The sequence below is a fragment of the Methylosinus sp. LW4 genome, assembly GCF_000379125.1.
In the GTDB taxonomy this organism is placed as follows: Bacteria; Pseudomonadota; Alphaproteobacteria; order Rhizobiales; family Beijerinckiaceae; genus Methylosinus.
Map to the genome: position 1 here is coordinate 670,221 of NZ_KB900626.1, position 20,631 is coordinate 690,851.

The 20,631-nt window shown below is 64.5% G+C and carries 11 protein-coding genes; all 11 read right to left on the reverse strand.

Annotated elements, in window-relative coordinates; all coding sequences use genetic code 11:
- Positions 1–67: 67 nt before the first annotated feature.
- Positions 68–3,526: an ATP-binding protein gene (locus METLW4_RS0103470; RefSeq protein ID WP_018264813.1), complete on the reverse strand. Its 3,459-nt coding sequence runs from the start codon at positions 3,524–3,526 to the stop codon at positions 68–70.
- Entirely contained in the window at positions 3,523–4,767 is a 1,245-nt protein-coding gene (locus tag METLW4_RS0103475; RefSeq protein WP_018264814.1) for a metallophosphoesterase family protein, read from the reverse strand. The genes METLW4_RS0103470 and METLW4_RS0103475 overlap by 4 nt, the downstream gene beginning before the upstream one ends.
- A gap of 476 nt (positions 4,768–5,243) precedes the next feature.
- A complete protein-coding gene (locus METLW4_RS23860) occupies positions 5,244–7,817 on the reverse strand; it encodes a TonB-dependent siderophore receptor (RefSeq protein ID WP_018264815.1) in 2,574 nt (857 codons plus the stop codon).
- Positions 7,818–8,013: 196 nt separating this feature from the next.
- Positions 8,014–8,949: a FecR family protein gene (locus tag METLW4_RS0103490; RefSeq protein ID WP_018264817.1), complete on the reverse strand. Its 936-nt coding sequence runs from the start codon at positions 8,947–8,949 to the stop codon at positions 8,014–8,016.
- Positions 8,950–9,045: 96 nt separating this feature from the next.
- Positions 9,046–9,549: an RNA polymerase sigma factor gene (locus tag METLW4_RS0103495; RefSeq protein ID WP_018264818.1), complete on the reverse strand. Its 504-nt coding sequence runs from the start codon at positions 9,547–9,549 to the stop codon at positions 9,046–9,048.
- A gap of 107 nt (positions 9,550–9,656) precedes the next feature.
- Entirely contained in the window at positions 9,657–10,058 is a 402-nt protein-coding gene (locus METLW4_RS0103500) for a hypothetical protein (protein WP_018264819.1), read from the reverse strand.
- A gap of 170 nt (positions 10,059–10,228) precedes the next feature.
- Entirely contained in the window at positions 10,229–10,891 is a 663-nt protein-coding gene (locus METLW4_RS0103505) for a CDP-alcohol phosphatidyltransferase family protein (RefSeq protein ID WP_018264820.1), read from the reverse strand.
- Between the two features lie 67 nt (positions 10,892–10,958).
- Positions 10,959–12,686 carry a ShlB/FhaC/HecB family hemolysin secretion/activation protein gene (locus METLW4_RS0103510; RefSeq protein ID WP_018264821.1) on the reverse strand — a complete coding sequence of 576 codons (1,728 nt, stop codon included), beginning with the start codon at positions 12,684–12,686 and terminating at the stop codon, positions 10,959–10,961.
- A gap of 31 nt (positions 12,687–12,717) precedes the next feature.
- A complete protein-coding gene (locus METLW4_RS0103515) occupies positions 12,718–19,407 on the reverse strand; it encodes a two-partner secretion domain-containing protein (protein ID WP_018264822.1) in 6,690 nt (2,229 codons plus the stop codon).
- 433 nt (positions 19,408–19,840) lie between these two features.
- Entirely contained in the window at positions 19,841–20,074 is a 234-nt protein-coding gene (locus tag METLW4_RS27590) for a hypothetical protein (RefSeq protein ID WP_198290171.1), read from the reverse strand.
- 128 nt (positions 20,075–20,202) lie between these two features.
- Complete coding sequence (locus METLW4_RS0103525) at positions 20,203–20,412, reverse strand: hypothetical protein (RefSeq protein ID WP_018264824.1); 210 nt, start codon at positions 20,410–20,412, stop codon at positions 20,203–20,205.
- Positions 20,413–20,631: the final 219 nt, after the last annotated feature.

Below are 20,631 nucleotides of genomic sequence, written 5' to 3' on the forward strand. Positions count from 1 at the left end.
CGGCCGGGCTCGGAATTCCTGCGGGATTTTACATGATCGTCACGACTCTGGATCCCACTCGGGCCCACTACAGCATGACCACATCCGCCGCATCCCGCAGCGTGTCTCTCGCTATTTCGGCGACATGGCGGTGATGGGTGAAGAGGATCGCCTGGCGCGCGCGGCCGAATTCGGCGAGCAGCCCGAGCGCGCAGGCGACGCGCGCCTCGTCGAAGCTCGCCAGCAGATCGTCGCCGACGAAGGGCAGGGGCTGCGCGTCGCGCAGCTCGAGCAGGGCGAGGCGCAGCGACAGGAATAATTGGTCGCGCGCGCCCTCGCTCATTCCGGCGACCGGCACGCGCACGCCGTCCGGGCGCAGCCCGGCCAAGGTCGGCGCGTCGCCCTCGTCATAATCGACGCAGAGCCCCGTGAAGGCGCCGGCCGTCGCCAGCGCGAACAGAGCGGAGGCGCGCAGGATCAGCGGGTCCTGCACCGCGGCGCGATGGCGCTCTATGGCTCGCGCGGCGAGGCGCGCGGCGGCGGCGCGCGTGATCCAGCGCTCGGCGACGCCGAGCAGCTCCGCGCCGGCCTCGGCTTTCTCATGCGCTGCGGCCTCGGCGTCCCGTCCCGCCGCCAGCCGCTCGCGCGCCGTCTCCGCCTCGTGCCGAAGCTTGGCGGCCGCTTCTATATCGGCGAGGAGCTGGCTTTGATCGACGCTCAGGCGCTCGATCTCCGTCGGCAGCAGATCGGCGTCGAGCCCGTCCTGCTCGGCGCGCAACGCCTCTTCGTCATAGCCGTCGCCGATCTCGACGAGATCACGGCGAATGGATTCGATCTCTTTCGCCACGGTCTGCCGCCGGTCGAGACGCGGCAGCGCAGCGGCGAGGGAGGCGGGAGAGTCGAGGCCGAGCGCGAGGCGCGCTCGCTCCAGAATCACGTCGATCCTGGCTTTCTGCGTCATCAGCGAGGCGCGCGCGACCTCGCGCTTGTCGATCGCCGCCGTCAGCGCGTCGCGACGGCTTTGCATCATGCGCGCCGTTTCGAGGCGCGCGATGACGGCGTCGAGAGCCGCCAATGGCGCGTTGCAGTCTATGTCCGGCGCCGTCGCCGCGACCAGGCGAGCGACATCAGCGGCGAAAGCCGCCATATCCTCCTCCATTCGGGAGATGCGGCGGCTCAATTCCTCGAAATCTTTCTTTTGCACGGGCACGTCGCGCCAGATCGCCAGCGCCGCCTCCGCCTCGGCGATCGTCGCATCGGCGGCGAGCCCGATCGCGCTCATTCGCGCCGGCCATTGCGCGCGCGCCGTCTCGAGCGTCTCGAGCGCGCGCGTTTTCGCGGCTTCGCGTCGCTCGACCTCCTCCTGCGCATGCTGCCGGCGAATGGCGCGTTCACGCGCCCCGGTCCAGATTCGTTGCAGGCGAGCGAGTCGGCTCGACGCATCCTTGTGCAGCAGCTCGATCGGCATGGACGGATCGTCGACGCCGCCGAGGTCCAGGACGAGCCGCGCCAAGGCGCCGCGATGCGCCGCGAGCTTGCCTTCGAGCGCCGCCGCCTCGCATCCGCGATCCGAGAGACGTCGCCGCCGCTCCGTCAATTCGCCGATTTGCGTCAGCCAATGCGCCATCGCCGCGGGCGCGCGCGGCGTGACGCCGCTGCGGCTCCACAATTCCATCCAGGCGGCCTGGGCCGCGGCGTTTCGCGCGTCGAGCGCCGCCTGCGCGTCGAGCAGCTCGGCGCGCTTGCGCTGCTCTTGCGCGAGCCGCTCGCGCGCGGTTTCGAGACGTGAGGCGCGGTCCGCGTCGGAAAGGAGAACATCGGTCACGGCGTCGATGTCGCGCGTCTCGGCGCGCAGCCTGCCGAAATTCTCGCGTCGCTCGGATGGCGCGCTGTCGAGAGAGGCTTCGAGCGCCGAGGCGGCTGCGTCGCGGCGGGCGCGCGCCGCGAGCAGATCGTCGCGCGTCGCCGCTGCGCCAGCGCGCGAATGCCGCTCGATCTCGCTTTCGATCTCGGCGAGCGTCGCGCGCGAGGCCGCAATGTCGGCGGCCGAGCGCTTCTCTTTCTCGGCGATATCGGCCGCCGTGACGCGCGCCGCCTCTATCGCGGCCTCGTTCGGCAGCGGACGGCGCGCGATCTCATCGAGCGCGCTCGCGGGCGGGTCGAGCCGCGCCGCATCCTCCGCGATGCGCGCCTCCTCGAGCGCGTCCTGCGCGCGGTCGCGGCGCAGCCGATCGGCGTCGCCGGCCACTTCGGCGAAGGCCTCGAAGCGTCGCTGAAACGGCTCTGGATCGGCGACATAGGCTCCGTTCTCCTCGGCGCCTTCCAGATCCCGCTGCTTCTGTAGCGCCCGCTCCAGCTCGCCCAGTGCATCGGCGCATTTCTCCTCGGCGCGCCGGCGCCCGTCGACGGCCTCGCGCGCGGCGGCCAGGGCCGGATCGGTCCGCATGCGCGCGAGCAGCTGTTCGAAGGAGGCGAAGCCGAGCCGGCGCGCCGTCTCGGTCAGCGCGTCGCCTGCGATGCGCTGCTCGCCCTGCCGTTTCGGCAGATCGGCCTGCGCCTTGCGCACGGCGCCGAGCCGCTCGCGCAGCTTCTGCGCTTCGGCGTCCTGCGCCAGCAGCGTCTCGTCGACGGCGAGGGCGGCGATCGTCGCCCGATCCTCGGCGTCGTCGGCGGCGTAGCCGGCGAGCTTCTCATCGAGCGCCTCGGCGTCCTTCCATGCGGCGCGCCAGCGCGCCGTCTCCTCGACGGCGACCGGGGGAAGATCGGCGAAATCCGCCAATTCCTCGCTAGAGGCGGCGAGGCGCAACAGCCGCGGCCGGGTGCGCGTTGCGCGCCGGCGAAGGGCGAGGGCGCGGCCGATCTCCTCATGCGCGCTGCGCAGCGCATCGCATTTGCGCCGCGCCTCCTCGACCGCCTCGTCGGCCGCCTTCAGAGCGTCGGCGGTGACGATGGCGTCGCGCAGACTTTTCTCCGCCTCGCCGAAGCGAGACTCGGCGATATAGAACTCTTTCGAGGAAGCGCGGCGCGCTCCGAACAGCGCCTCCGCCTCGGCGTCGAGCCGGGCGCGCAGCCGCGACAAGGCCGAGAGCTGCGCGGAGGAGGCGGCGAGCGTCTCCGCCAGACGGCCGCCCGCCTTCAGCAATTCCTGACCGCCCTCGCGCAGCGCGCGGGCGGTGAGGCCGAATTCGGCGAAGAAGCTCTCGCGGGTCGCGGCGCCCAGCAGCGGCGCCAGCAGCTCGTCGTCGAGTGGTTTGTCGGCCTCGTCGAGAAGCGTGTTCTTGTCGCCCTTGCGGCGCCGGAAGCTCAGCGCCGCGCCGTCGACGAGGCGCAGACGCGCCCCGATCCGCAGCGTCCGGCTCTCATGCAGAAAATCATAGGCGGTTCGCTTGCCGAAGCCGAACAGAAGATCGCCTATGCCGGCGAGCGCCGAGGTCTTGCCCGCCTCATTGGCGCCGAGCACGATATGCAGCCGCGCGTCGGGCCGGAAGGTCAGCGCGCGGTCGGTGAAGGCGCCATAGCGCTCGAAACGCAGCTCCTCGATCCTCACGCGGCGTCCTCCTGCTCGAGCGCGCCCAGCAGAAGATCGCGGGCGGTCTCGGCGAGCTGCGCCAGCGCGGCCGGATCGGCCGGAAATTCGGCGCGCAGGCCGCGCGGCAGCTTGTCGCCTACGAGCTCGGCCAGCTCGGCGAGCGTCGCTTCGAAGCCAGGGTCGGCGGCGGCCTCGCGCAGCAGCGTCTCTATGTCGAGCGCGTCCGGCGCGGCGGGCGCTCGTGCGCGGGCCGGCGGGCGCGTCGCGATCTCCAGCTTTTCGACCCAGCAATCCTCGGCGAGGCGGAAGCCGAGCGCGCGCGCTTCCTGCTCCAGCGTCTCGCGCCCCGCGACGAGGCGCTCGTGCAGCGGAGTCGCGCCGACGAGGCGGACGCGGGCGGCGAGCGGCCGCGCCTCGGCCTGCGCATGAATTGCGCCGAGCCGCGCCTCTATGCGGGCGAGCGCCGCGGCCTCGTCGGCGCAATCGTCGATCTCGACGCTCTCATGCGCCCAGCGGGCGGCGTCGAGCGAGACCGGCGTCGCCTCGACGATGCGTCCGTCGTCGACCGTGATCCGCATCGCGCCCTTCGCGCCGGTCTCCTTGACGCTCCGCCCCTGAATATTGCCGGGATAGACGATCCATGGATCGCGCGCGACGATCTCCGCCGCATGGACATGGCCGAGCGCCCAATAATCATAGCCGAAGCGCGCGAGATCCTCGACCGTGCAGGGCGCATAGGCAGCGTGGCCGCGCGAGCCGTCGAGCGCCGTATGCAGAACGCCGATGTTGAGCCAGCCCTCGCGCCGCTCGGGATAGCTCGCGACGAAGGCGCCGTCGACGAGACGCGTGCCGAAGCTGCGGCCATGCAGAGCGACGCGCCGCTGCTCGACCAGCAGCGTCTCCGCGCGCGCCGAGGAGAAGATTCGCACGCTCGGCGGATAGGGCAGGGACTTCGACATGAGGCTGTCGGCGTCGTGATTGCCCTTGACGATGAAGGTCGGAATTCCCTTGCGGTCGAGCCGGCCGAGCGCGCGCGCGAAGAAGAGGCCGGTGGTCACATCCTTCCAATCGCCGTCGAAAATATCTCCCGAGATCACGACGAAAGCGGCGTCGGCCGAGATCGCCTCGTCGATCAGCGCCTCGACGGCGCGCCGCCCGGCCTGGGCGAAGCGCGCCGCGACGGCCGGGTCCTTGACGCCGAGACCGGCGAGCGGGCTGTCGATATGGAGGTCGGCCGCATGAAGAAAACAGAACCGCATGAGGGACAGATCTCAGATTTGGGAGCCGGGCCGAACGAAGCATGCCTTTGTGGCGCAGACGAATCCGCCGCGCCGCATCATCGTAACCGATCCGCTCGATTGCGTCACACCGGGCGCGGCTCGGGCAAGCAGAGCGGCGCGCGGCGGGAATGTCTGTCGTTCACAACCGGTGCACGGCCGGCCGTCCGTATTCTGTCGAGAACGTCCCCGTCCGGTCGCTCGACCACGCCGGCAAGCTCGTGTTGGGCGGCCTGCGCAGCGTGCGCGCGCGTGGGAAGAGAGCCGCTCGACCCTTTCGCCTTTCGTGCGAGAAGGCAGCCCTCGTGTCAGCGACGGTCGAACGGGGCGCCCGCCGTTCGTCGGTTCGCGTCCTGCTTCAATTGTCGGCGTCGACTTCATCCGAGCCGGCTGCGATGCGTCTCCTTCTCCTGCTTGCGAGAGTAGGAGACGCCACATCTATCCACTGGACGGCCCCGTCAGAATTCGAACTTCAGCGATCCGACGATGTTGAAGGGCGCGCCATTGCTGAGGGTGCCGAGGCTGAAGTTCGACGACGCCGGGGCGGCGACGCCATCCGTGTAGTAGCTCCGATTGAAAATATTGGTGGCGTTGATTTGAGCCGTCGTCTTCACCCCGTCGAGATCGAAGCTATAGGCGGCCATCAAATCGACAGTCCCGTATGACGAGAGCAGGGGAATCGCACCGAGCTTTCCGCCACTGCCGTCCTGGATCGGCTGCGAGCCGTGGTACGTATAGCCCGCGCCGACCTTGAGCCCCTTCAGCAGCGGTTCCTGAAATTCATAGCTCGTCCAGAGCCGCGCGAGATTGCGCGGCACATTGGGGAGACGCTGGCCGGGCCGCAAACCGCTCAGTTGCGTGCCTTCGGCGACGCGAACGTCCTGGTTCACATAGTTGAGGATCACGTTCCAGCCGGGCAGCAGCTCGCCTTGAATGTCGATCTCGGGCCCGGAGCTGCGCGCCTTGCCGACGAGAGTAACGCACGACGGCGTGCCGTTGCAGAGATGGGTCACATCCGGATCGCTGATCGGAATATTGGTCTTGACCAGATTGTAGTAGTCGACATTGGCGCGCAGCCTTCCGTCGAAGAGCTCGAACTTCGCGCCTGCCTCCCAGCTCTCGGCGTTCGACGGCGGCGCGAAGGTGTTCGGATACACTGTTCCGGAATTCGCGGCGAACCCCTCCGTGTAATTGCCATAGAGGCTCACCCAGGATTGGGGACGCCAGAGCAGTCCGAAGCGCGGCGTCAAGCGGGCCTGATGGGCCGGTATGGCGGAGTTCGACACGGGCCCCGATACGAACGACCCCGATCGGCTCGCGCTGGTGTTCCAATTGAAAACATACTGGTACCGCGCCCCGGCCATCACATGGAAGCCATGAGGCAGCTCGACCTGCTCCTGCATGTAGAGACCCGCTGTATCCTGCCGTTTGTATGATTCTTGGTGACTGGTCGAAGCCAGTGGAGAGACGGGGACTCCGGGAAAGATCGGATCGAGCAGGCTGATGGTCGACCAGCCCCAGGGGGCGTAATTTTGTGCGACCGAGTCGTAGGTGAAACGAGAATAGTCGCCGCCGAGCAACAGCGTATGTTTCGTTCCTAGCAACTCAAAGTGGCCGACGAGATCCTGGTTTGTTTGCCATGACGATAGAAGTACATTGCTATAGCTGGTCGACAGCGAGATAAGGGGGGTGGGTCCCGCGCCTATTATGGTCGGCTGGGTGGCGCTTCTGATCCAATTCGTGCTGGAGAAGGCGACGCGCGATCTGAGCGACCAGTCGTCGTTGAAATTATGCGCTCCCGTCAACGCCACGTTGACTGTCGGCTGGAGCGCCGGGCTGTAGCCGAAGTAGCTATTGTTGCGCGGTGTATGCACGAAGAAGCCGTTGATCATCGGAGCGTAGAATCCATAGATCGGCGACTGGTCGTTGCTGTAGCTCGCTTCCGCCTTCACCCAGGTAGAATTGTCGATCTGCCATTTGACGACCGGCGCCACGAAAAAATTCTGGCTGTGTGTTCGATCCACGAACGAACCGAAAGGCGCGCCATTGTTCTCATAAGACATGTCGACCCGGTAGAGCACGGATTTGTCGTTGGTCACCGGGCCCGTGGCGGCGATGCTGGTGCGGTAGAGCGCCAGCGCGCCGACCTGCTGCTGGATGGCGTAATGAGGCGTGTCCTGCGGGGCCCTGGTCGTGATATTGATAATGCCGCCGGGCTCGGAGAGCCCGTAGAGAATGGCGGCGGGACCTTTCAGCAGCTCGATCGAGCCGATATTGGCGAATTGCTGAGAGCCGACGATATCTTGCGCCGCGAAGGCGCCGTTGATGCGAAAGCCGTCCTGGTAAAAATCCTTGGTCTGGAAGCCGCGCACAAAAATGCCGCCGGCTCGCGAAGTGTTGGACGATACCGCGCCGCTAGGGACGGTGACGCCGCTGACGTTCAGCAGAGCATCCTTCAATGTCGTCGCCTGCTGATCCTCGAGCACCTTCTGCGTGATCACCTGCACATTGATCGGCGTGTTCATGACCGGCGTGTCGGTCTTCGTCGCCGTAGTCGCGTTCGGCACGACATAGGAGTTCTGCGAGGTGAGGCCCGGCTTGTCATTGCTGGGCCCGTCCACCCGCGGCCGCTCCGCCCCGACGTCGATCGGCGGCAGCGGCTCCGCGCCGTCGTTGCGCACGCCATTGTCCGCCTGCGCCAGAACGATCGAAACCACCTGACCGTTGTTGGTGAAACGATAGCCGAGGCCTGTTCCGGCGAGGACATGGTCGAGCGCCTCGCGCAGCGTGAAGTCGCCGGAAAGGCCCGGCGTCGTCCGTCCGCGGGTGATCGCGGCGTTGTAGAGGATATGCAGCTCGTTATCGTCGGCGATGCTGTTCAACGCCTCCGTCACCGATCCGGACGGAATTCGATAGGGACGAGCGACGCCGAGGGCGTCGTCTGGCGGGATCGCCGCATGAGCGGGCGAAGCGGCCGGAACTGATCCCGTCATGAATGCGCCGAGCGCCGCCGCCGCGATCGCCGAACCCATTTCGCTACCCTTCTTCGCCTCGCCTCGACGAAACCGTCTTTTCGCCATTTGCCCGCCCCTCGATCTCATTGCGGGGCCGCGGCTCGAGAGCGGCCCCTGAATCGATCGACGTCGCCGGGGTGAGAAACGAAACGTCGCCCATGCAAAAAAATTTCAGCGAACGCGCAGGATTGCGCGCGACGCGCAGTAACCCTCGCTATTCGTGCAGGAAAATCAGGTAATTGGAGAAATAGGTGGCGCGCAGGCCGAGATTGGCCTCGATTTCGGCGAGGGTCTGTGACGGGTCGTCGACGCCGAACACGCCGCTCACATGGCGCTCGCAGGCCGAGGTCGGGACGCAAAAGACAAGGCCGCGCCGATAGCGCCCGAGCGTTGTCAAGACGTCCCCGAGCCTCTGATCGTTCACGATCAGCTTGCCGCGTCGCCAAGCCGTCACGCGCGCGAGATTGGCCGGCTCCGGGAGCCGAGCGGCGCGGTCCCGCTCGAAGGCGCTCTCCTGCCCCTCCCGGACGAGCGTTCTGGCGCCGCCGCTCGCCACCTCGACGCTGTGCTCGGTGACGGCGACTTTGGCTTCGTCATCGTCCAGAGCGACGTCGAACGCCGTCCCGCGCGCTGTGACTGTCCCGCCCGCGGCTTCGACGACAAAGGGCCGGGCGGCGTCGGGCTCGACCTGAAACCAGGCTTCGCCAGCGAGAAGCGCGACGCGTCTTTCCGACGCCGAGCGGCGGATGGCGAGCGTGGATTTCGGCGCGAGATGGGCGACGGAGCCGTCGTCGAGCGTCACCAACCGGGCTTCCCCCACTCCCGTGCGATAGTCCGAGCGCAGCAGGGCGACCAGATCTATGAAATCGACGGTCAGAAAGAGCGAGGCGGCGACCAGCGCCGCCGCGCCCAGTCGCCGAAGAGCGCGTGCGCCGCGCGCTCGCGGAACAGGAGCTCCGAATGTCTCGAGATAGCCCGTGAAGCCGGCGATGTCCTCGAACGCGGCGCTGTGGCGTGGATCGCTCGCGAGCCAGGCCTCGAAGGCGGCGCGCTCGCTCCGGGACAAGGCGCCGATCTTGCCGCGCACCCACCAGTCCACCGCCGCGGCGCGGATATCCTGCGGATCGCCTGTATTGCGTTCGTCTGCCATCACTCGAACCGGGCCCCAGATTCCCGAGCGCGCTCGGGCTGTCGATATGTACGACGAGTCGGCGCCCGGAAACGAAACGTCACGGGCGCAAATTTTTTATTCCGGGAGCGAATTGCGGCACCGGAGGATGGCGAGATTCAAGTGTCGGCGGACCATGGTGTCGGTGATGCCGAGCCGTCTGGCGGCCTCTTTCGCGGGCACGCCCTCTTGCATGACCATCTCGAAAACTCGCCGGCATTGCGGCGGCAAGGCCTCGATGGCCGCCGAAACGAGGAGCCGCTTGCGTTCCTGGTCGATGCGCTCGTCGACCGGGATTTCGTCCGCCGGGACCCCCGTCGGCGGTTCGCCGAATTCCAGACGCTTCCCCTCGGACTTCGCGCGGCGTTTGAAATCTCGTGTGAGATTGATCGCGATCCGCTGGAGAAACGCCGGAGGATCGACGATCTCCTCCAGATGGTCGTGACCGAGCGCGCGAATGAATGTCTCGTTCAGCAGGTCCGGCGCGTTGTCGCGACCGGCTCGGCGCGTCAGATATCTCAACAAAGCATGGCTGTTACGCTCGAAGAGCGCGCCGACGAGACGGCGTTTTGTCTCGAACATCTTCTCGATTTCCGCGCGGGCCTGGCGCGTCGCGGCGCTCGGCGCCGGCAGGACGACTCAGGATGAATCCGGGATGCGAATTTCGCCGCTGCCGCGGCGGAGCCGGCTCATGTTGAAAAAGGCGGCGCGCGTTGCGACCACGAGCTGATCCAGCCCTCTGGGGACGATGTCCCCACGATCGAAAAACTGCCGACCGGAACATCCGCGGCGGCCCAAATCGAGAGATCGTCGTCCTTAGGTAGGACTGAGAGAAATCCGGTCGGGCCGTCGATTTGGCCGAAGCGGCAGAGGATGCAACAAGAACAAGAGAGATGCGTCCCCGGCTCACGGCGTTGGTCATCGGCGCCGCTTGGTTCGGCGCAGTGACCGAAATTCGCGGAGATGACCCCGTCGCCGAGGGCTTGCGCCAATACGCTGGCGGCCAGCCCCGGCAAGACGAGAGCCCAAGCCAAGAGGCCCACGATCAACAAGCGGGCGACACCCTTCGGCCAAAACGCGAACTTGTCCATATCCCCTACGGAACCCCTGGAACCCACGAGGAGTCAAGGGCGGGGAACGGCGAAGCAGCGAAAGCCCTCTCTCTGTTGCAGAAGCGCCACATGGCCGGGGAACAAGGTGCGCCACTCCCGGCAACGGGACAGCCCCCGTTGTCGAAGAGATCGACACGTTGTGCGGAACGTCATTCCCCCGCGGCGAGTTCCCGGGCGTCCGCGAGAGCCTTCGCGGCGAGGCCGATGACTGCGAAGGCGGCGAGGATGAGGATCGCCGTGTCCAGCCGCGACAGGCCGTCAGACGCCATCTCGTCGACGCCCGAGACCCGCGCCATGAAGGGCCATGCCGCCATGAGGATGCGGAACTCGCTCGGGCCGAGGCCGATATAGGCCATCGGCCGCGCATGATGCGCGATCGTGCGAACGTAATTATAGGCCGAGAACAGCAGATAGCAGACCAGAATGACGAAGGCCGATTGGAGCGACAGAAACGGTGAGGCGCCGAACGTCACGATCAGCAGGATGTGCGACAAGAGATCATTCGTTTGGCCGAAGACTTCGAGCTTCCGATTGGTCTCGTTCCGGCTGCGCGCGAGCGGCCCGTCGAGCGCCATGCCGATCCAATTGAGAGCTATTCCGGCGACGAAGACTGGCAGCCACGCGGGCGACCAACGGCAGCCGATGAGCGCCGCCGCGGCGATGACGGCGCCAATGACGCCGACTTTCGTCAGGCGCCGCGGCGTCACTGACGCGGGCAGCGCCGAGAGGATTGCGTCAACGAGCCTTTGCTCGCTCGCCGCGAGGAAGCTCCGATCGAATTGCGGGCTATGATGACTGAAGAGATACGCCACGCTTCACTCCGTCTCTTTTTGCCGTCGCCGCTTTTGCCTCGTTCGTCTCGTCCTCTGACGTGCTTCCTCAGAAGGTGAATCCGACCTGCAACAGGCCCTTGGTGTGGCGGTCATAGGCCGTCGCGCCGCTGTTGGTCCCATAGGTATGCGCGGCCTGCGCCTTCAGAACAAGCAGGCTGCCGCCGCCTATGTCATAGGTCGCGTAATAGCCGACGCCGACGTCATTAACGCCCGTGTAGCTGCGCTGCGTCGTCGTGTAGGAGCCGTTCTCCAGCCAGACGCCGCCTATGTCGGTGAAGACGCCCAGCGCATGACGATAATTCTCGATCTGCGGCAGCGCATATTTCAGCTCCGGCGTCACGATATAGCCGCTGTCGCCGGCGAGGCCTTCGTCGAAGGAGCGCACGCCCCAGAAGCCGCCGAGGCTGAATTGCTCGCTGCTGTCGAGATTGCCGTAGAGCGCCTTTTGTGCGCGAAGATAGGTCGACAGCGAGAATTTCTCATCTAGCGCGATGGTCGCATTCACCGAGAGATTGATGCGATAGAAATTGCCGACCGTATCGGCGCCGGCGCGGTTCTGAATCTTCTGCGTGACGTCGAGATAATTCACATAGCCGGAGGTGAAGGAGAGCGTCGAGCTCGTCGCCAGCGGCAGGCCGAAGAAGTCCTGCGCCGTATCGCGCGTCACGCCGATCGTGCCGAGCGCTATGTTGCGATTGGCGGTCGATGTGTCGGCGATTTTGTCGTTCAGCCATTTATGCGTGAAGTTCGCAAAGAGCGAGATGCTCTCCTCGCGATGGCGGATCAGCGCATAGCTCAGCGTGGCGGTGAGCGCATAGGCGCTGCCGGTGGCGTCGAGGTCCTTATAGGCGCCGCCGAGCGCGTATGTCGTGCGATAGGCGCCGATCTCCGCGCGCAGCCCATCATAGCCCAGCGGGAAGGAATAGGCGACGCGGCCATTGGCGAGCGCGGCGCGTTCAGAGACGATGGCGGAGCCCGACAATCGATCGCCGAAGCCGAGTGGCGAATTGATGTTGAAGCCGCCGTTCAGACGATCGCGGCCCGTGTAGGGCGAGCCGAAATTATCGCCGAGCAGATAGGCTTCGACGCGCTTTCCTTCCGGCACGGCGAATTGAAAATCCGACGTCTCCTGTGCCTTGCCGGGCGAGACCACGATGCGCGGCACACCGGCGCCGGGGAGATCGGAGACCAGCAGCAGCGCGCGCTCGAGCGCGTCCCTGTGGATCAGCGCTTCGTCCTCGAGCGCCGTATCGACAACGCCTTGCAGGAAGCCCGTGTCGACGGCGGAAGAATTCTTGACGAGCACGCTGCCATATTTTCCGACGACGAGCTTGATCTTCAACAAGCCGCTGCGGGCGTCTTGCGCCGGCACATAGGCCTTGGCGACGAGATAGCCCTTGGCGTGATAGAGCAGAGTGACCTTATCCGCCGCGCCATAAATATCGCCGAGCGTGAGCTTGCGGCCTTCATAGGGCGCGAGGATTTCGCGCAGCTCGGCCTCTTCGACGAGCAGCGGCCCTTCGACGATGAAATGCTTGACGAGGAGCGTCTCTTTACTCGCGAGGGTGAAGCGCGGCTCGGCGAGCTGCGGCAGCACGGGCGCCGCTCTCTCGCGTGGCGGCGGCGCCTGGCGGGCGTCATCGGCCTCACGCACGGCCGCGCCGACATTGTAGGGCAGCACGGGAGCAGGGGCGCTCTGCGCGAAGGCCTGGGGCGCGGCGAGAGCGAGGACTTGCGCGGCGGCGCAGGAGAGGAGCAGACGGCGGAAATACATTTGAGGATCGACCTTTCTGGTCCTGTGCGTCTTATTGGGCCTTCGGGGCGGCCGCGGAATTCTTGCCGTCTGTCCCGAGGTCGAAATGCTGGCCGTCGACGTCGATGCCGCGAATGCGCGCGCGGTAGTGGGCGCCCGGCGATGAGGCGCGAACCTTGTGAGGCCCACTCGTCGTCGAAGCGTGCTGCGCATGCGTGCGGACAGCCGGCAGAGGCGTCTGCGTGGGTTCGACGCCTTGCATGATGGCGTCGACATCGGCAGGGGGCACGGCCGCCACCGCCGCTCTGCCCGCCGTGGCGAGCGACCCGTTGGGCGCCGCGGTCGGCGCCGCCGCACGATTGGAGATCACATTGCCGGCGCCGCTCGCCGCTTGCTGCGTCTGGGCCTGACGAGCGGCCGCCGCCCTGGCGGCAGCGGCGGCATCCGCCGCCGCCGTGCGCGCCGCCAATACCTGGTTGATCGTGCCGTTGATATAGAATGGCGCGTCCTTGATCTGCGCACTCGTCAGGCCGCCGCCGCCAGTCACCTTGCCGACGACGATCTGACCGGCGATGAGGAAAGTCGGAGTATTTGTCAGGCTCAGGCCCGGATTGACCTCCGAATTGAAGTAGCTATTGTTGATAACGCCAGCGGTCGTGCTGTTGAGGTTGCCGCTGTTGTTGAAATTGACGCCGGCGATTCCGCCAGCCTGTCCGGCTACGCTGGTCACAGCGCCACTCGCGTAGGAATTGCCGATGAAGCCCGAATTGGCCCCAACGAGACCGCCAGCCGCGTTAGCGGCAGCATTCGTCACCCCGAGGCCGTTCGACGTGACATTGCCGGTGGCGTAGGAGCCCGTGATCGACGCCACACTAGTGTTGGTTCCAACGAGGCCGCCTGCGGTCGAATTCGCGACGACATTGCCGGTGGCGTAGGAATTCGAAATTGCGCCCGTGCTGGAGCCGGCAAGACCGCCGGAGTTGTTGTTGCCTGTCACATTGCCTGTCGCATAGGAGTTGGTGATGGTTGCGGCGGAGGTGCCGACGAGCCCGCCTGTCCCCGCGCCCGTCGTCGAGCCGGTGACATTGCCGGTGGCGTAGGAGCTGGAAATCGTGGCGTTGCCGCCACTGTTCGAAATATAGCCGACAAGACCTCCCGCAGCATCCCCGAGGGAGCCTGTGAAGCCCACATTGCCGGTGGCGTGAGAATTAGTGATGACGATCGCCGAATTGGTGAAGACGCTCATGTCGCCGATCAGTCCACCGATGCCCGGCGTCGTACTGATAACGATGTTCTGGAGGCTGGTGACATTGCCCGTCGCATAAGTGTTGTCGATCGTGATGTTGGAGCTCGACGCCGAAATGATTCCAATGAGACCGCCGAGGCTTGCGCCACCGGTGACATCTCCGGTTGCAAAGGAATTCCTGATAATGGTCGGCGCGGAGCTGCTCGGAATCGTTCCGATCAATCCGCCCATGGAGCTGGTGCTAGCATTGCCGATGACTGCGCCGGTCGCATAAGAATCATATACGTTCGTGTTCGATGCATAATTGACGAGACCTGCGCCTCCGCCAGTGATCGTGCCGCTCGCATGCGAACGGTAGATATTTTCATACTGTGAATAGCCGATCAGTCCGCCGATGCCGTTGCCCGTGACATTGGCGGTCGAGAAGCTGTCCATGATATTCGTGAACACGCCATTGGCCGAGCCGCTCTGCCCGAGCAGGCCGCCTGCATTATCTCCGCGGATCGAGCCCGTGCTGTAGGCTTTGCTGATCGTCGCCAGATTCGAGCCGACCAATGCGCCGATAAATCTCCCGTTAACCGCTGCACCATTCGTCGTGCCCGTCGAGCCGATGTTCGCATTGGTGACGCCGATGTCGCGAATTAGGCTGCCCGCCGTCGTCTGACCAATGAGCCCGAGATTGGAGATCGCGCCATTGTTCACCGTCGCTGTCGAATTGATCGCCAGATTCGCGACCGTATGGCCGAGGCCGGCCAGCGTTCCGGAAAATTTCTCGATCAATGCATCGGTGTAGGTCGTCCCAGACGCATCGATATTCTGCCCCAGCGCATAATTTCCGGTGACGCTCGCCGCCGTGGTTCCGGGCAGGACGGTGGCGTCATGGCCGTCGAGTGCGTCGAGCTGCGCGACATTCTGGATAAGCGCGTAATTGGTTCCGTTGATCTTCAGGCCGGCGTTGGCGCCGCTCAGCGTCACGCTGGCGTATTGCGTGCCGGCGGGGGCCAGCAGCGGGATCGGATAGCCATTGGAGTCGAAAGTCACGCCGCTATAGGTCGCGGGCGAGAGAATATTATAGTCGCCGCCGTAATTCATCGCGAGGCCGGCGCTCGCGCCGGTCGCAGTGAGAGAGGCGTTGATGTTGATGTTGTTGCTCGCCGTCAGCCCGAGCGTCGTGCTCGCGGACCAGCTCACCGGATCGTTGATCGTAATGTCGCCATTGATGGCGTTCAGGCTGAAATTGCGCGAGGCGAGCGTTCCCGCGACGAATTGCGCCGTCACCCCGCCGGAGCCGATCGTCACGGTCGGCTGCGTCCAGGACCATGTTCCATTCGTGCCCGTGTTCAACGACAGATTATTCGCGACGGAAATATTCGGGCCCGCGGTCTCGAGCAAGCCGCCATTGCCGCTCGTCGCCGCGAGATTGATGTTGCCGCCGACCTTCGTCGTCCCGGCGAGATTGCCGACAATATAGCTGCTCAATCCCGAATTGGCGGAATTCAACGTCAGATTGAGCGTGTTCGCCGAAGCGAGCAGAGCCTTGCCGCCGCGCGCCGTCACATTGCCCGATTGCTCGACAGAATTATTGCTGGCGAGCGCGAGGAAGCCGCCGTCGACGATGACGATGTCGCCCGCAGCGACCACCGAGCCGGTCCCGCCGGCCGCCACGAAGAGATAATTGCCCGCGTTGAAATTGGCGTCGCTGACGTTGAGCGTGCTCGCGACCAGCGCGCCGACGTTTATACTCGATCCCGCCGTGAGCAGCACGCCAGCCGAATTCAGGATAAAGACGCGGCCATTGGAATTCAGCGCGCCGGCGATGACGCTCTGCTCATTGCCGGTGACGCGATTGAGCACAACCGAGCTCGCCGAAGGCTGGACGAAATTCACCGTCTCGCCTGCGGCGATCGAGAAGCGGAACCAATCGATGATCGCACGGTCGGTTGTCTGCGTGACCGTCGTCGTCGCGCCGGATGTGGCGATCGATACAGAGCCGCTGACGACATGATCGAGCGCCAGGCTCTGCGAGCCGAGCACCGCCGAGCCGACGGCGCCGACGACCGTGTAATTCGGATTGCTGACGGTAAGGCCGCTGAAGTCGGTGATCGTCTGCACGCCGGCCGCTGCGCCGGCGAGCTTCGCAGAGCCGCCGAGGCTGGCCGAATCGCCCGCGACAAGATTCATCGCTGTCAGATTGCCGCCGTTGATCGTGGCGGAGCCGTCGACGGATTTCGTTCCATAAATCGTCAATGGCAGCGGCGCGATATTGGCTATCGTCTGCGCGGTCGTGCTCTGGAGCAGATAGTTGCCGGCGTCGGTCCCCGTCAGCGTGAGGCCGGCGACGGTGACGGCTTTTCCAGTTCCTGCATTCTTGTCGGAAAATTGCGGCGTCGCATAGGAGAGAGCGAGACTGTCGCCGGCGACCGTGCCGGGCAACGCCCAGCTGATCGTGTCGTCCGTCGTGCCGTCATAGACCTTGTTTTGTCCGGCGACGGTCGCGGTAATGGGCTTTTGGCCGATCGTCGCCGTCGTCGTCTTGGCGACGGAATAATTGCTCGCCTTGCCGCCACTGGCTCCGTCGGCCAACGTATAGGCGATGTTGACCGTCTTGCCGGTTCCGGCGTTCTTATCCGCGAAAGCCGCGGAGGTGTAATTGATGTTCAGCGTCTGATTGCCGACGAGACCGACAAGGCCGCCATTGGCGACGCCGCTTACCAAGGTCGCGGATGTCGCGCCGTCATAGACCTTATCGGCCACGGCGCTCGAGATGGTAATCGCCTTCGGCGCGATCGTCACAACGCCTTTCACATTCTTGTAGACGGATGACAATAGGCTCGAGGCGTTCCAGGCGCCGGCGTCGACAAAGCCATTGCTCGTCGCTGCGGTGAAGGGGTTATTGGTCGTCGAGGCGGCGCTATCAACGGTGGTGAGCGTCCCGCCGCCACCCTGCAAGCCGAGCGTCGTCAGCGACAGGGTCGTGGCAGAGGAAGTAGCCGAGCCATAGGACGGCGCCGTGGTCGTAGCCACATAGACGGGGATTTGCGCCAGTATCGGGAAGCCGGAGGTCGAGGCCGCCCAGATGGACGAGTCGAATCCGATATAGCTCGCGGAGGTCACGGCCTGTGTCGCGGTGAGGCTCTTGGCGCTGGAGCTGTCGGTGGGGACAGTGGCGCCGGAGGCGCTGGTCGCCGACCAATAGGCGTTGCTGATCGTGCCGCCGGTATTGTCGAGCACAAAGCCATAAAGCGGCGTCGAGCCGCTATTGGCCGAATATTCCATCGCATAGACATTGCTGATCGCACCCGAGTTCTTATAGGCGAATCCCGCAGTCCAGACAGCGGAGGCATTGGTGGTGTTGAGCGCGTTGGTGTAGGAATTGGTGATGCTGCCGGCGTTCTCGCCGACGAAGCCGCCGACGTGAGGCCCTTGCGCATAGAGGGTGGATAATGGCGGGGCTAACACATAGGACTGATCGATGACGCCGGTGTTCTTGCCGACGAAGCCGCCGGCGATGGAGGTCGCATCGTTCAGTCGCAAGGTGAGGATAGTGTAGGATCGATCGATCTCGCCGGCGTTTACGCCGACGAAGCCGCCGGCGTAGGTCGGGGTGGTGGTGTCCTGCGAGAAAATGAGGCCAGTGTTCGCCGAATTGAGGCGAGTGAAGCTGTCGACGATCTTGCCGCTCGCCTCATTCACGCCGACGAGGCCGCCGCTGATTCCGATCGTGAAGACATTGCCGGCGGAATAGCTCTGCGCGATCAAGCCGAAATTATCGCCGACGAGGCCGCCCGCGATGGCGACATTGGTATTGGCGACATTCATTGCGGCGAAACTGTCGACGATCGTCCCGCGATTGACATTGGCGAGCGCGCCGACCGCCGATTTCGCGGCTGCGACGCCGCCGACCGATCCGCCGGACAGGCCAAGATTGCTGATGGTCGCGCCGGCGCCGACGATCCCGAACAGGCCGGTCGCAGAGAGCGAAGGTGAATTGAACAAATGGCCGAAGCCGTTGAAGGTTCCGGTGAAGACGCTCGTCTCGCCGAGCGTCTTCCCGAAGCTGACATCGGCGCCGAGCACAAAGCGCCCGCCCAGATTATTAGCCACCGCTGCGAATCCCGCGGCGTTGCTGATGACGGTGTAGGCGTCGCCATTCAGCGTCACCGCGCCCGTGCCGCTGAAATTGATCTTGCCGGCATAGGTGTAGGCCCCAGCGCTCACTCCCATCAGCGTGTAGAGCCCCTTGGGCGAGCCGTCCGCATTGAAGCCGGTTCCGTAATTGGCGGCGAAAGAGGCGGTCCCCGTCGCCGTCATCACATTGTCGACGAAAATATTATTGGTCGCCGTCAAAGTGAGCGTGTTGCCCGACCAGCTCACCGCCTCATTCACATAAATATTGCCGTCGCCGCCCTTGCCGCTCGTCGACGATATTGTGACATTGTTCGTGGCGAGCTGCGTGGTCAGCGCCGCGCCGGTGATGTCGCCGCCGAGGCCGATGGTGAACCCATCTGGATCGATGATCCAGCTGCCGGTCGCGCCATTGGCCGCCGCGGTCGTGATGGTCGCGCTGTCGGCGATCGTCACCTTGTTGCCGGACGTCTCGATCATGCCGCCGTCGCCGCCCTTGGGCGCCGAGGCGTCGAGCTTGCCGGTCACATTGACGGAGCCGCCCTGCGCCAGCAGCTTGATCTTGCCGACCTTCACCGAGCCGCCGCTCGATGTGGAGCCGCCGGTCAGATCGGCGAGGGTTCGCGCCTTGATGATCCCGCTATTGTTCACTTGCGCCGAGAGCAGATCGTCCGCCGCTTTAGCGGTCAGAACCACCTGGCCGCCATTGGCCTTGATCAGCCCTTTGTTCTCGACGAGCGCGTTATAGGTCCCCTTGTCGATGGTGACGTCGATGAGCGAATCGCCCTCGAAATTGAGCGTCATCTGCTCACCGGAGGCGAGTGCGACCGTGCCGAGCTTCGCCTTGATCGTTCCTTCATTGGAGACGGTCTTGCCGAGCAGCGCGACATAGCCGCCGTCCGCGGCGTTGATCGTGCCCTTATTGACGACCGCGGCGGCGGAGGAGCCGGAGAAGATGTAATTTCCGGCCATGAAATTGGCATTGGAAATATCGAGCGTCGAGGCGACGAGTCCGCCGACATTCACCTGGGCGTCCTTGCCGAACAATATGCCGTTGGAGTTGACGAGAAACACCTTGCCATTGGCGTTGAGAGCGCCGGATATGACGCTCTGCTCATTGCCGACGACGCGGTTCAGCGTCACCGACATCGCCGTGGGCTGCAAGAAATTCACTGTCTCGCCGGCGCCGATCGAAAAGCCCTGCCAATTGATGATGGCGCGATTGGTCGATTGGACGACGTTGGTGACGTTGGTCGTGGAGGAGATGGTCGCCGCGCCATCGACCACGACGCCGCCGGTCGGATTGGCGAGGGAGAAGCTGGGTAGAGCGAGGATGGCGGCAATTGCCGTCGTCGCGGAAAGCGCCCCCATGGAGCGCGCAGGTCGTCCAAAGGAGATGGGATCGAGCATCGCTGGATGTGCTTGCGCTTTTTGTCTTGCATTGCAGCTCGAACGCATAAATCCCCCGTATCGAAGCAAGCCGAGGCAACCTCGAGCAGTCTCTGAGTGTCGACTCGGACGCGTCGCAGGCGCTTTTCGAGGCTTTCAACCAACGTAGCCTTTGCTATGTGCTAAGGTTACATTACGAATGCAAATTCACGCAATGCTGAAACGGCAGGCTTTCGGCCCGTTTTTACGCCAGGATCGGCGCCCAATGGCGCTAAAATAGTAAGCATCCCTGCATGTGACAGAGTCCTTGTTTGAAATTTGCAAAACTTCTTATTGAACGAGTCGGCGATGAGAGAATGCGCGTGCCCTACGACGCACAGGGGAGTGCTATCTTCTTATATAAACCAGATAAATATCACCTCTGCCGGGAGATCGTGAAGACGACGCCGACGGAGCCGGTCGTGCTATTTTGGCGGGCGCTCAGAGGATAATGCTTGTGGCTGTTGATTTCCGCCGAGACCGACGCGGCAAAAGCGGCGTTGGATATGCGCGGCGCTTCGTCGGCGCCCTCTCGCACCTCTGCGCGCACATCTCCGAGAGGCGTGGGCTTGTCGACGATGTAAACGATAAAGCTGATCAATATTGCCATATGCGCGTCGAGGGCGTGTCCGATCGCCAAAGGGCGCGGCTAGGCCGGCCGGACGACCGGTGCCTGCGCAGCGGAATGTTTCTCGAGCGGCGCGTCGAGCGGAGGATCGTCGACCATTCTCGCGTCTCTTACTCGGCTCCCACGGTCCTTTGCGAATGATCGCGGGCCGTCTTGGCCAGAATGAGGATCGGCGCGTTCGTCGCGGTCTCGCGTTCGTAATGCTCGACGTCGACGCGCTTCAGTGGCGAGCGATAGCGCCACGTCGGCGAAGGGAGAGCGCGATGTGGGTGATGCGTCGTCATCACGATCGTCAGCCCGTCGTCGCAGAGGGCATCCATGCAACTAACGATTGCTGTGTGTATTATTTGACTTCGATCTTGCCGTGTGATGACTAACTTCTTTGCATATGGTGCCGCAATGGCGGGCCGGAATGATTGGAAAGTGAAGACCGACTGACCCACAAGCCATCTTCAACCCGGGTCACTTCTCAATGGAAATCCTGGGTCAAATCTCGACGGAAATCGACACCGTGGCCGAGCGGCGGCGCACTCATCTGG

Excerpts from the sequence above, each read along its gene's own strand:
- METLW4_RS27590 (WP_198290171.1), bottom strand. The coding sequence starts at position 20,074 with ATGGCAATATTGATCAGCTTTATCGTTTACATCGTCGACAAGCCCACG.
- METLW4_RS0103510 (WP_018264821.1), bottom strand. The coding sequence starts at position 12,686 with ATGTATTTCCGCCGTCTGCTCCTCTCCTGCGCCGCCGCGCAAGTCCTC.
- METLW4_RS0103495 (WP_018264818.1), bottom strand. The coding sequence starts at position 9,549 with ATGTTCGAGACAAAACGCCGTCTCGTCGGCGCGCTCTTCGAGCGTAAC.
- METLW4_RS0103490 (WP_018264817.1), bottom strand. The coding sequence starts at position 8,949 with ATGGCAGACGAACGCAATACAGGCGATCCGCAGGATATCCGCGCCGCG.
- METLW4_RS23860 (WP_018264815.1), bottom strand. The coding sequence starts at position 7,817 with ATGGGTTCGGCGATCGCGGCGGCGGCGCTCGGCGCATTCATGACGGGA.
- METLW4_RS0103500 (WP_018264819.1), bottom strand. The coding sequence starts at position 10,058 with ATGGACAAGTTCGCGTTTTGGCCGAAGGGTGTCGCCCGCTTGTTGATC.
- METLW4_RS0103515 (WP_018264822.1), bottom strand. The coding sequence starts at position 19,407 with ATGGGGGCGCTTTCCGCGACGACGGCAATTGCCGCCATCCTCGCTCTA.
- METLW4_RS0103525 (WP_018264824.1), bottom strand. The coding sequence starts at position 20,412 with ATGGATGCCCTCTGCGACGACGGGCTGACGATCGTGATGACGACGCAT.
- METLW4_RS0103475 (WP_018264814.1), bottom strand. The coding sequence starts at position 4,767 with ATGCGGTTCTGTTTTCTTCATGCGGCCGACCTCCATATCGACAGCCCG.